At 48.6% G+C, this 12,567-nt stretch carries 9 protein-coding genes; 1 reads left to right on the forward strand and 8 read right to left on the reverse strand.

Annotation, left to right across the window (positions count from 1 at the left end):
* Window positions 1-2: 2 nt before the first annotated feature.
* Genes CI960_RS10765 through CI960_RS10790 form a run of 6 tightly spaced genes read right to left on the reverse strand, consistent with a single transcriptional unit; the run spans window position 3 to window position 8,932 of the window.
* A complete protein-coding gene (locus tag CI960_RS10765; protein ID WP_005856484.1) occupies window positions 3-2,585 on the reverse strand; it encodes a family 78 glycoside hydrolase catalytic domain in 2,583 nt (860 codons plus the stop codon).
* A gap of 35 nt (window positions 2,586-2,620) precedes the next feature.
* The gene (locus CI960_RS10770) at window positions 2,621-4,372 is read right to left on the reverse strand and encodes an alpha-L-rhamnosidase C-terminal domain-containing protein (RefSeq protein WP_005856481.1); all 1,752 of its coding nucleotides are present in this window, start codon (window positions 4,370-4,372) and stop codon (window positions 2,621-2,623) included.
* 3 nt (window positions 4,373-4,375) lie between these two features.
* Window positions 4,376-5,176: a rhamnulose-1-phosphate aldolase gene (rhaD, locus tag CI960_RS10775; RefSeq protein ID WP_005856479.1), complete on the reverse strand. Its 801-nt coding sequence runs from the start codon at window positions 5,174-5,176 to the stop codon at window positions 4,376-4,378.
* Between the two features lie 11 nt (window positions 5,177-5,187).
* On the reverse strand, window positions 5,188-6,213 hold the full coding sequence (rhaT, locus tag CI960_RS10780; RefSeq protein WP_085931216.1) for an L-rhamnose/proton symporter RhaT: 1,026 nt from the start codon (window positions 6,211-6,213) through the stop codon (window positions 5,188-5,190).
* The gene (locus CI960_RS10785) at window positions 6,213-7,472 is read right to left on the reverse strand and encodes an L-rhamnose isomerase (protein WP_005856475.1); all 1,260 of its coding nucleotides are present in this window, start codon (window positions 7,470-7,472) and stop codon (window positions 6,213-6,215) included. Before CI960_RS10785 ends, rhaT begins: the two co-directional genes overlap by 1 nt.
* A 38-nt stretch (window positions 7,473-7,510) precedes the next feature.
* Window positions 7,511-8,932 (reverse strand): rhamnulokinase family protein, encoded by a 1,422-nt coding sequence (locus tag CI960_RS10790; protein WP_005856473.1) that lies wholly within the window; start codon window positions 8,930-8,932, stop codon window positions 7,511-7,513.
* 94 nt (window positions 8,933-9,026) lie between these two features.
* On the opposite strand from CI960_RS10790, the gene CI960_RS10795 reads away from it, so the two are divergent.
* Window positions 9,027-9,914 carry an AraC family transcriptional regulator gene (locus CI960_RS10795; protein WP_005856470.1) on the forward strand — a complete coding sequence of 296 codons (888 nt, stop codon included), beginning with the start codon at window positions 9,027-9,029 and terminating at the stop codon, window positions 9,912-9,914.
* Window positions 9,915-9,921: 7 nt separating this feature from the next.
* Here CI960_RS10795 and CI960_RS10800 read toward each other — a convergent pair whose 3' ends face one another.
* Window positions 9,922-10,767 (reverse strand): endonuclease/exonuclease/phosphatase family protein, encoded by an 846-nt coding sequence (locus CI960_RS10800; RefSeq protein WP_005856468.1) that lies wholly within the window; start codon window positions 10,765-10,767, stop codon window positions 9,922-9,924.
* 18 nt (window positions 10,768-10,785) lie between these two features.
* The gene (locus tag CI960_RS10805; protein WP_005856466.1) at window positions 10,786-12,555 is read right to left on the reverse strand and encodes a RagB/SusD family nutrient uptake outer membrane protein; all 1,770 of its coding nucleotides are present in this window, start codon (window positions 12,553-12,555) and stop codon (window positions 10,786-10,788) included.
* Between the last annotated feature and the right edge of the window lie 12 nt (window positions 12,556-12,567).

A 12,567-nucleotide genomic window follows, 5' to 3' on the forward strand; every position in this document is an offset into this window, starting at 1 on the left:
TATTAAGCGGGATATGTAAATGTATGCGTACCGGCGGATACGGTCTCGGTCTGATCGCCTACCACGATATCGGCGGAGCAATCAGCCGGAATCGTCACGGTAAGCATAACCTTATCCCCTTCCCGTTTCCATTCGCTTGCGATACGGCCGCGTACGGAATGGTACTCACCTTTCGCCCAATCCAGTTCTTTCACGAAATGAGGAGTGATACGGATATGACGGAAGCCCGGATCCGAGTCGTCATGATTGATACCGGCCAGCTGGTTCATCATCCAAGCGGAGACATCTCCCATAAAGACATGGTTCAAGGAAGCGTCGGCAAACTTCGGACTAAGTGTCCACGTCTCCGGCAATGTGGAGTAACCCATCGTCTCTACCCAATATCCCCAAGAAGGTGCCTCAGTCTTCGTGATCATCTTCATGACATCCTCGATATAGCCATATTTCGTAAGCATGGCCGGAACGGTCTTACTGCCTAAAAGACCGAAGTCCAAGAAATAGTTATTTCCCGCTACCACCTCACGCAGCTTATCCGCCACGAGTTGTTCCTTTCCTTCCGGTACAAGTCCCAGATACAAGGCCAAGGCTTGCGCCGTTTGGGTCCCTTCGGCATACACACCGGTCTCGGCGTTGAAGAACTTCTGGTTGATCAAGGATTTGAGCGTATTCGCTTTCTCTTGATAAGGAGTGGCATCCTTGCCCAGCAAAGAGGCGAAGCGAGCCATCAACTTATAATCCAGATAATAGTAGGCGGTAGAGGTATATTCATTATTCGTCGTAGCTTTCCAATACACCCAGTCACCCAAGCCAAAAGGCAAGTAACCGTCTTTCTCTTTCGTCTTCAAATAATCCAGATACCGCAACATCGTAGGATATAAGCGCTCTATACTACGAGACTCGCCATAATAATCATACAAGGCGTTCGGGATGATAAACATGACAGCGTCCCAAACCGGACCCGGCCACTCGCCATATCCCCAACCGCTGGAAGGAATGATACCGGAAATCTCACCCGCCTCACGCTGGTTATCGATAATATCATTCATCCATTTCTCATAAAGCGTGATACCATCGAAGCCCAGCAAACCGAGGTCGATCGCAATATGCGCGTCGGCTGTCCAGCCATTCTTCTCCCGTTGCGGGCAATCGGTCGGGATACTGTGCAGGTTACTGCGGTAAGCCTGCATCGTAGCCTCCCAAATCTTATTCAATAGAGGATTCGAACAAGCGAAGGAACCGGACGGACGGACATCGGTATGCATAAACAAGCCGGTCAAGTTCTCTTCCGTTAAAGTAACGGGGCGGCTGCTCTCCACCTCCACATATTGGAAACCGTGATAAGAGAAGGAAGGCATGAAGATCTCCTCCTCTCCCGTACCTTTCAAGGTAAAGACATCCATCTGGAATACCTCGTCCGGCTTGACCGGATGATAATATACATTGATATTGCCTTGCTCCAAGCGACCATCTTTCTTCAACAACTCACCATGTTTTAACGTGATACGGGTTCCCGCCTCGCCTTTCACCTTCAAGCGGCAAAGGCCGGACATGTTCTTCGGGAAAGAATATACGTATAATTGATCGGAGAAACGTTTCATAGACACGGGTCTCACCTCTTCCGTGATACGGATTCCCGGCATTTGCTGGGCTACCAACAGAGGTGCCGGAGCCTGCGCCGGAAGTGCCGCTTCCCATTTACTATCGTCGAAATGAGCGGTTTTCCATCCGGCCTCTTCCAGCCGGGCATCGAATTTATCGCCGCTGTATATATTATTATAGGTATAGGCCCCGGTGGAAGTCTTCCAAGTCTCGTCCGAGCCAATCACCTCCGTCGTACCATCCGTATAGGTAATACGTAACTCACATAGCAGGCGGGGACGATCCCGCCAGCGTGCCTCATGAAAATTCCAGACCGCCACGGACTGCTCATTGTACCAGCCGTTTCCCAGAACAGCGGCCACGGCGTTGTCGCCTTGCTTCAGCAAAGAGGTAACATCATGCGTCACGTACAAAATACGTTTATCGAAATGCGTATACCCCGGGTCCAGATAATTCGTTCCGACCCGCTCGCCATTGATGAATAGCTCATGATACCCGGCGGATGCTACGTACACACGGGCATCCTTCACTTCCTTGCCTACCGGGAAAGACTTGCGGAACAGAGGGGCAGGCTCGAACTCCTTATCCTTATGATCGGTAATCCAAGAGGCGGACCAATCCGAGGGATCGAACTTAGCGGTCTCGAAAGAAGCCGTCTCCGAGGTAGCGCACGGACGCCCTTCACCATCCCATACCGTAACATTCCAGTAATAACGGGTATGAGGTTTCAGGGCCATTCCCTCCGCATAGGGCCGCAAGTCGTCCGGACTCGTACCGATCCGTACCTCATAGCGGGAAGCCTTAAAGCCCTCCTCATTTCCGGAGTATTCCCATGTAAAGCGAGGAGACGAAGTATCCAAGCCGATAGGCTCCGTAAGGTATTCCGTACGGAGATTCGTAGGTATCGTTAATTCATTATTGCTTTTGCAACCGCCTAATAAGAGGGCGGCGAAAGCGTAGATATAAATAGACTGTTTTATTCGCATAGTAGCATCGTTTATTTTATTATTCATATTTGGTTTTAATCCATACAAACACGGATTTCTTCAGGAGCGTTGATATGGCTTATCACCTTACCGTCCGCACCTTTCTCATGCCGGATCTCAATCACCCCATAAGGCGTGGGAAACGTACCTTCCACCCATTCGAGATCTCCCAGATGTGGGATGATACGTACCGTACGGCAACCCGGTTCCACCACTTGTACGCCCAATACGTACTCGCTTAACCACGATGTGGGACCCGAAGCCCATCCATGGCACAAGCTATGGCGGAAACCTTGATAGCAATACGCCCCATAATCTCCATGAATATCTTTCTTTCCCGCGGGGACCAGCTCATCAATACGCCCTGCATCCGGAAGCCATTCCATATTGAAATCCTCCCAAAACGTAGTAGCACCTACATCCAGCATAGCTCCCCAATACGTACGGATCACATCTAACGCACCTTGGTAATTACCAGCCAACGCCATCGCCCGTAGCATATAATACCCGTAAAACGTAGAGAAGCCTTTCGCCCCGTCCACCGCCAAGCAACGCTCGTTCGCCTCCTTAGCATCCATGATACCCGCCAGAGCCATCAAAGCGGCGGCCTGTTTGTCCCCGGGCGTAATCCGATCTTTCTCCGAAGGGAACCGGAATTTCTTCCGAAGGGAAAACTTAATAGCCTTGGAAGCTACCATACGGCATTCCGAGGCCAACGCATCCTCACCTAAAACGGTACATAACTCCTCTCCCGCACGCATGGCTTGTATCATCAGCGATTGAAGGCCGGCATCGATAGCGGGTGTATTCTCACTGGAAGGCCAATCCAAGAAACGGTTTCCATCCAGTCTCTCTTGTCCACTTGGGTCAACCTTCGATATCAAGTGACGCAACAAAGCAGTCATATAAGAGCGTTGCTCTTGTAGATACGCAAGATTCCCTTGGTAATAATACCAATCCCGCTGAATCAACAACCACCAGATCGAGTACGAACTGATACCGTTCATCCAACTAGGCAGCGGCGTAATATCCCGAATCAAATCCAAGCTCTTAGAAACCACCTCATTATAACCGAAGACGGTACTGACCGTCATTACCTCCGGATGTAAATCCCCCACCCAGACCAGACGATCCCGTTTTACGCCGTCCCATAGATATTCCTGCATATTCAAGTGAACCGTGTACGCACCTGTCTTCCAGATCCGGTTCAACCGCTCGTCATTACAACGGAAAGAGCCCAGATAAGGAATATCCCGAAACGTGGAGATCGCACGGACCTCTTTTAATTGCAACTCCGTAGAATCACCCAATACATCAATACGCACGAAACGGAAACCGGAATTACCGATCTCCTGCACGCCCAGCCAAGGGAGCGATACCACGAAATCCCGCATCGCATGATCGTTGCTCGCCCCGTTCGCACCATCTATCTCGCACATAGCCTCACTAACGGACTCGCCGAAACGAACCCGCACGGAAACCGGATCGTGAGACGATGGCATGCCGGTCACCAACTGAAGACCGCCTTGCAACTCCTTCCCGAAATCAAGCAGCAAAGCAGGATGTTCGGTTGGCGTACTTTTCAACACACACAACCGATTATTCGCCAAATCCGACTGTCCGTTGCCCGGAACAAGCAAATAGTTCGCTCCCGTAATTCGCGAACTATTTTGCTGCCAGACAATACGGACCGGAGCGATATACTCCCGTGTCCGATGGTCTCGCTGCTGGGCGAACAACGTGAACGAACCGATCCCTATGAATAGAATGATTAATTTCTTTCGCATACGCTAGAGTCCAAAAGCCGGAACCAAGTCATCCAATTGCTGATCCGTCATACCTTCCGGCTCGTAACCGGTCATGCGGGCACTGAAATAGATCTGGGCGGATTTACTCAACGTATCAATCGCATCGAAGCACTCGATCAGGTCCTCACCGACGGCAAGGATACCGTGCTTCTCCCAGAACACCACGTCGTGCTCCTCCAACTGACGGATCGTAGCGTGCGCCAACGCCAAAGTGCCCGGTATCTCGTAAGGAACGATACCGACCCCTTTCGGCACGATAATCCGACATTCCGGGATCATACTCCATAACGTGCGGGTAATCTTCTCCGAATCCAAGAACGGCTTGCAATGCGTCATGCCGATAATATCCGTCGGATGCGTATGCAATACCACCCGGTTATCCCGTCCCTTCGCACGCAAGAAATTGTGCATCAACAAATGGGAAGGCAATTCGGAAGTCGGTGGGATCGGTTGCTCCGCTAGGATATCATACGATTTCCCATCGGCGGCGATACGGATCAAAGAGCCGTTGGCGAAAGGATCTTTCGCCACGTAACGCATCCGTTTTCCGGTACCCGTCACATAAAAGACGTGCCCACATAAGGCCGTCATCGCCTCTTGCAAGGGGATCGAGGAAACCAAAGCCGGCAACGCCTTCTCCTCCTCGCTCAATAAAGTAGTCAGGTTCACCGATATATTCCCGCCGTTTCGCTCAGCCCAACCCTTGGTCCACAAATAGCCGGCGACCTCGGCGATACGATCTATTTCCGCCATCAGGCGTTCATTGTTTCTTAGTATTATCATGTCTATTTTAATTAAACTATATTCGGATATAATAAGGAAAGGATCAAGATACACATGCCGGTAATCAATACCACGATTGTCCGGCGATCCACGCCCTTCCATTCTTTTAATAAGATGCCCCAGACATTACTGAAAATAACATTCAACGACATCAGGATACTCCACGAGAAAGCCAGCATAACCGGGGAATCCGAGAAATAGCTCTTTCCCATCCCCAGTCCGAAGAACTGCGAGTACCAAAGCACGCCTGCCAAAGCGCAAAATAAGACATTATTCAGCAATGTACCTCCCGATACCGAGAAATAATCCTTGCCCGTCCCGTTTTTCACGTTCTGGAAAATACAATACACAGCGTTCGTACAAAAGCCGCCCAAAGTAACCAACAGTATCACGGGATTCAAGGCGAACAGATCGCTAGCTCCCGCCTCTTTCGCTTTCGCCAGCACCTCGTTTCCCGATTCCAAACCCAAATTGAAGCAGGCGCTCATCACACCGGCAAGCAAGGCTACCGCCAAGCCCTTAGTCAAGGCAAAATCCTTCACCGCCGCTTTCTTCTCCTCCTCACTCATATTCCGGGCCCGCAGGCTTCCGGCGTAACCGATCACGGCGATACCCGCTAAGGTAATGCAAACACCGGTCAACAGGATCAATCCGGTTCCCTCAAACAGATTCGTTCCACCGAACAAAGCCGGGAAGAGCGTACCAAAGCCGGCGCATGTACCCAAGGCGATGCTCTGTCCCAAAGCTACGCCCAGATAACGCATACTCAACCCGAAAGTCAACCCGCCGACACCCCAGAGCATGCCATAAATAACCGCTCCCAAGCTACCCGGCGAACACCATAGCTCCAGCAAGGTACTCCCTTCCGGTACCGCCAACATCGCCCCGAGATAAGGGAAAACCAACCAAGCGAAGATACCTTGCACCAACCAAAAGCTTTCCCAACTCCAATCCCGGATCTTATTGATCGGCACGTACGAGCTACTCTGCCCGAAACTGCCGATCGCGATGATCAACAACCCGATCCCGATCTCTATCATTGCCGTCTTGAGGTAACGTCGGACTCATATTTCTCGATCTCAGCGATATAAGACTCTCCTACGGGGACCCCACTTTGCAGACAATACATATCCCAAACCGCACCCCAAGGCAGACTCTTCGCTTCCTCCTGCAAGGCAAGACGCTGGAAATACTTACCCTCATCCTCGTACTGGCGAAGCAAGGCGATCGGCTCCAGCAAAGCGAGCATAAAGGCTTTTTGCGTGGCACGGCTACCAATGACATAAGCACCGATACGATTGATGGTAGCGTCGAAATAATCCAAACCGATATGTACCCGGTCCAAGGCGTCGCAACGCACGATCTCACGGGCTAAATCCTGCACATCGTCATTCAAGATCACGACATGATCGCTATCCCAACGGATCGGACGACTTACGTGCAACATGATCTCGGGCGTAAACAGCAATAACGAGGAAACCTTATCGGCGATACTTTCCGTCAAATGGAAATGGCCGGTGTCCAAGGTAACGATCTTATTCTTTTTCGCTCCGTAGCCCAAATAAAAATCATAGGAACCTACCGTATAACTCTCCAAGCCGATACCGAAGAGTTTCGCCTCGATACAATCTTTCATCCATTTATATTCGGTAGCGAATATCTCATCCAGCGATTCCTCCAAGATACGGCGATAACGTAAGCGGCTGGCCGGTACTTCCTTGCTCCCGTCATGTATCCAAAGGTTCATCATGCAAGGATCGTTCTGGGCTTTACCCATCTCATCGCTGATCCAGCGACAACGCTTCGTATGCTCGATCCAGAAGTTACGGATATCATCGCTGGGGTTAGCCAAGGTCAAATCTCCGCTTTTAGGGTGCGAGAAAGAGGTACTGTTGAAGTCTAGCTTGAAATCATTCTCTTTCGCCCATTGTATCCAGCTCTCGAAATGATGGGGTTCTACCTCGTCACGGTCTACTTTCTCCCCTTGGAAATCCCCGTAGATCTCATGCAGACTAAGCCGATGATTACCGGGGATATAGGATTTCGCCTTCAATACATCCCGACGCAACTCGTCGATAGTACGGGCACGTCCCGGATAATTGCCGGTCACTTGTATACCACCGGTCAAGGAGCCGCCTTGGTTCTCGAAACCGCTTACGTCATCGGCCTGCCAGCAATGCAGGGATAGGGATATTTTCTTCATATCCTCTAAAGCTTTACGAACGTCTACACCTACGGCCGCATAGCGTTCTGCCGCTACTTCAAATGCCTGTTGAATTAAACTGTCTTTTGTCATGGTATGATGTTTTTAAATTTATATGATTTGAATGTGTATCACCTTTCCGGATAAAATTCCTTGGGAGGGAATGCGGTGGCTATCAGTCTTCGCATCTCCCAACAATCCGTCAGTAATCCTGCCGACTTAGCCTGTATCAAGCAATTTCCAATGGCTGTCGCCTCAGACGGGCCTGCCAATACGGGAATACCGATAGCGTTGGCTGTCAACTGATTCAGCAGATCGTTCCGAGAGCCACCACCTATCACATGCAATCGTTCAATCGGATGTGGCGACATCGATTTGAGTATTTCCAACACCTCTTTATAACGATTCGCCAAGCTATAAAATATACAATGTATATAATCGGCGTCCGAAGCGGGAACAGCCTGTCCGGTTTCCTCACAATAGGCCGTGATCTCACGTAGCATATTCTCTGGATTGGCGAAACGGGGATCATCCGGATTGATCAAAGAAGTAAATTCGCTCAACTCCGCCATCCGAACCATATCATCGTACGAATAATCCAATCCGGACCGCTTCCATTGCTCCCGGCAACGTTCCAAGATCCACATACCTGTAATATTCTTCAAAAAGCGAGTCGTACCCTCGATGCCCCCCTCATTCGTGAAATTATTCTTGAAAGAGACCTCGTTGATAATCGGCTTCTCCACCTCGATACCCATCAAGCTCCAAGTACCGCTACTCAAGTAAGCGAAATTAGGAGAAGAAGCAGGAACAGCGGCTACCGCCGACGCCGTATCGTGACCGGCCACGGCGATTACCGGGATTTCCCCGATTCCTGTCTTACGGGCGATCGACTCGCTCAACCGTCCGATCAACGTTCCCGGCATCACCACTGGACACATCAAAGTAGGAGATACACCCACGGCCTCCAAGAGCTTGTAATCGAATTTATGGGTTTCCGGGTTCAATAATTGAGACGTGGAAGCGATCGTATATTCACATACCATACGCTCCGTCAACATATAAGCCAAAAGGTCCGGTATGAATAATATCTTTTCCGCCACTTCCTGCGGTATAAACGAGTCTTGCCCCGCCCTGAAAAGCTGGAACAAGCTATTAAACGGCATCACTTGAATACCTGTTCGCTTATAGACCTCTTCCTTGGGAATCCGTTTGAAAAAGTCCTCGGGAGCGCCGTCCGTATAAGGATCTCGGTAAGCACGAGGTAAGCCCAATAAAGAGCCATCCAAAGCCACATACCCAAAATCCACTCCCCATGTATCTATTCCGATCGAGTGCAACCGGATTCTTTGCCGGGCGCATATCGTCAAGCTTTCTATAAGAGAAGTATAAAGATGATAGATATCCCAATAAAACCGTCCGTGTAATTCCACCATCGGATTCGGGAACCGATGGATCTCTTTCATTTCAAATTTGGCATCCTTTAAGGTTCCGAGCACGGCCCGTCCACTGGTAGCCCCTATATCAAAGGCTAGAAAATTATATTCCTTCATGGCTTAACAAAGTTATTTGTTTGACGAAAGCAAAAGTAGAAGCATTATTGCTATATTTGCTTACGAAAATGATTTTAAACCTTTCAAATCTGACATGAACGAACTGCGGAATGATTTACTACGTTACTTGACGATCAGCGCTACGGATGAGGAATGGGGAATCGTCGTCACGACGGTCGGATATCAATTCATCCCGCCGGGTTGCGCCTATCCGCTTTCCCGGCATCCGGAGAAGTATAATTTCAAGCCTCAGACCGGACGTATCCTGAATGAGTATCAATTGGTATATATAACGAAAGGTAGCGGGTACTTTTCCTCCCAGTCTTGTAAATCGCAAAAGATAAACGCAGGGACGATGATCCTCCTTTTCCCCGGGGAATGGCATAGTTATTATCCGGACCGGGAAACGGGATGGGATGAGTATTGGGTAGGTTTCCGGGGCATTCATATCGATAAACGTGTGGAGAAGAAATTCTTTACCAAGGAAGAGCCGCTACACCGGATCGGGCTGAGCGCTACGATCGTCGGACTTTATGAGGATATACTGAAGTTCGCCTCGGAGGAGAAATCCGGTTACCAACAGATGATCTCCAGTATCGTGCTTCATATATTAGGCTCCGTATATTATAAGGAAAAGAACAACTCCTTCACGAACACCTATGTCGTAGATAAAATCAACGAGGCACGTATATTAATGAAGGAGAACATCGAGGACCCATTAAGTCCAGAAGAGATCGCTGCCCGTCTTGGTTTAGGTTATTCATGGTTTCGCCGGATGTTTAAGGAATACACCGGCGTCTCCCCCGCCCAATATCAATTACAACAGAAGCTCCTTCGTGCGAAAGAGCTTCTGACTAGTACCCCTTTGACGATCTCCGAGATCGCCTATAGCCTACATTTCGAGAATGCCGGCCAATTCTCCACATTCTTCAAGAAGAAAGAAGGGGTCACGCCCTCGGAGTTCAGGGATCGGACACATTGAGATAATATTAGAACTCAGCCACGACCATCACCGGGAAATGATCCGAAGGTGTATGTCCGTATAATGTGTTCGTTAATACACCGTATTTATCAATTTGGATACTGTCGGTTACCCAAATATAATCCAGACGCTCCTCTGTCTTGATCGTACTATCATATCCGTGATAGGTACAGACCGGACCGAACGGGGCTTCCTTGGTGATCTTATAAGAGTCGTTCAAGAAACCGCTATCATTTAAAATACGGATCGGTTCTTCGGTAGGAAACGCATTGAAATCGCCTGTCAGGAATACAGGCTGATTACCGGCGATACTTTTGATCCGTGAGATCATTAAGTTAGAAGATTCCCTACGGGCCACATCTCCCTCGTACTCATAATGTACATTAAAGAAATAAAATTGTTTATGGTTCTTCAAGTCCTCAAACTTCCCCCAAGTACAAATCCGGTTACAGCAAGTACCATCCCAACCTCTACCGGGTTTCTCGGGATGTTCCGATAACCAGAAATCACCTTGATCCAACACCTTGAACCGATCTGAACGATAAAATATGGCGCAGTGCTCTCCGGCATCTTTTCCATCATCCCGTCCTACACCAATAAACCGGTAGTCGCTTAACCGCAAGATATCGTTTAATTGATGCGTAAATCCTTCTTGAGTCCCGAATAAATCGAAACCATAAAAACGGATTAAGTCATTCACCATATCTTTCCGGTGAAACCAAGCGTTCTCCCCATCGGATGGAGTATCCATCCTCAAATTAAAAGTAGCGATCTTTAAGACCTCCTTATCTTCCGCTTTTCCATAAGCCATCGCCAAGAACAGCAATGACACGAATATAATTAACTTTTTCATGATTCATTCTTTTTTTAGTTACCAACCCGGATTTTGTGTCAAGTTCGGATTCATGATAATATCCAAGTCCGGAATAGGATATAGATAATGCTTATCCTCCCATACCCGGGGAATATTATTCAACCAAGTCAATTCTCCTTTCGTATTCCCTGATAAACGCTGCGGATTTACCTTACCGGCCTTCATCTCGGAAACGACCACGTAGGTCACTCCCGATATCGGGTTCTCCACGTTCTCATTCATCGTAAAACATACATCCAAGATACCATCTTCATTTAAATCCATCGGCTTATCCAATTCCGGGACATAGAAACCATTCCAAGGCATTGTCATCAGATTCCCTTTTTTCCAACGTAACAAATCACTGAAACGCAAACCCTCGAATACCAATTCGATACCTCTCTCACGACGGATCTCCAGCAAACTGGGATCTGTTATTTCCGGGAAATAATTCGCTTGCAGGTAAGGATCAGCCTTTGTCGGTCTAGCTGTCAAACCTCCTGTTATCCCCGCTCTACCCCGTAAAGCACCGATCGTTTTTTCCCAATCCGCATCCGTGAAGACTCCAAGCTCCGCTTTCGCTTCCGCATAGTTCAATAATACCTCGGCGAAACGAATCAAAGGAATCGAATTATCATTATTCGCACCGCTATCATAAAACACATCATCCAGGCAATACTTAATAGGTTGATAACCGGTATAGGTATAAGAGAAGATCGGAGGAGCGGGCGTTTGCACCCCCCCATCAATACGCTTATAATCCCCCATACGGATGGTTTGTTGCAAACGTTTATCACGATTCTTCACCTCATCCATAAAGACCATGGTCTTATATCCCTCCTTGTCCGTAAAAGGAGTACCGTCCTCCATCAAATAAGTATTCACGAACGTACGGATCAAATTCAGACGGGGACCATATGTAGCGCTTGTCCAATACCAGTTAGCGTCATTCAATACGCTCAAGGACTTATCACAAACAGCGGCAAGCATAACCTCCGTAGTCACCGGCTTCACACTGATAAACAAATCCCGGTACGATTTCGTCGTACCGTTTGCCGTATACAATTTAAAACCAGAGTTAGCGATCACATCCTCTGCCGCTTTAACCGCCTCGTTCAGCCAAGCATTCGCCGACTCTTTCAGCCCATATTCCGTATGATACTTACGGAACGTCCCCTCGAACAGGCATACTCTCGACTTGAAAGCCTGAGCTACATACTTCGTGATCAAGGAACTGGTCTGATCACTCGTCAAGGTAATATGCTCGCAAGCGAAATCCAAATCAGCCAAGACCGAATCCATCACCAAGGTTCTCGAATCCCTTGCCGCATACAGATCGGGGTCATCCACCTCCATCGCCTTATTGATCCAAGGCACGTCGCCAAAGCGTTTCACCTTATCAAAGTAGAACCAAGCACGGAAGAAACGAGCTAAACCTATATAATTCATCCTAACGCTTTCCGATACCCGTGGGTCCGTACAATTCTGGATAAAGTAATTGATGTTCCGAAGCTTTTCCCAATCCCAGCCATCGCTCTGTTGAGGACCATAGGCATCCGCCAATATAAAATTAGGAACCAACGCCCTCGCCGCATAATCACACATATTATCCGCTTGGTGAGCGGCCGATGGAGTCGGTAAAATCTCATAGAACGAGTTCGCGTATAATTCCAATCCATTCTCCGTACTGAAAACCGGTTCCTTGGAAACCTCTGAAACAGGAACCTCATCCAAATCGCAAGAGAACAAACCTATCACACTGATGATATATATTAATGTCTTTTTCATACTATAGCACTT

It is taken from the genome of Parabacteroides sp. CT06, assembly GCF_002257605.1.
GTDB lineage: Bacteria > Bacteroidota > Bacteroidia > Bacteroidales > Tannerellaceae > Parabacteroides > Parabacteroides distasonis.

What these genes read in the sequence shown, in the direction of transcription:
- CI960_RS10765 (WP_005856484.1), bottom strand. Translation starts at nt 2,585, where the DNA reads ATGCGAATAAAACAGTCTATTTATATCTACGCTTTCGCCGCCCTCTTA.
- CI960_RS10770 (WP_005856481.1), bottom strand. Translation starts at nt 4,372, where the DNA reads ATGCGAAAGAAATTAATCATTCTATTCATAGGGATCGGTTCGTTCACG.
- rhaD (WP_005856479.1), bottom strand. Translation starts at nt 5,176, where the DNA reads ATGATAATACTAAGAAACAATGAACGCCTGATGGCGGAAATAGATCGT.
- CI960_RS10785 (WP_005856475.1), bottom strand. Translation starts at nt 7,472, where the DNA reads ATGACAAAAGACAGTTTAATTCAACAGGCATTTGAAGTAGCGGCAGAA.
- CI960_RS10790 (WP_005856473.1), bottom strand. Translation starts at nt 8,932, where the DNA reads ATGAAGGAATATAATTTTCTAGCCTTTGATATAGGGGCTACCAGTGGA.
- CI960_RS10795 (WP_005856470.1), top strand. Translation starts at nt 9,027, where the DNA reads ATGAACGAACTGCGGAATGATTTACTACGTTACTTGACGATCAGCGCT.
- CI960_RS10800 (WP_005856468.1), bottom strand. Translation starts at nt 10,767, where the DNA reads ATGAAAAAGTTAATTATATTCGTGTCATTGCTGTTCTTGGCGATGGCT.
- CI960_RS10805 (WP_005856466.1), bottom strand. Translation starts at nt 12,555, where the DNA reads ATGAAAAAGACATTAATATATATCATCAGTGTGATAGGTTTGTTCTCT.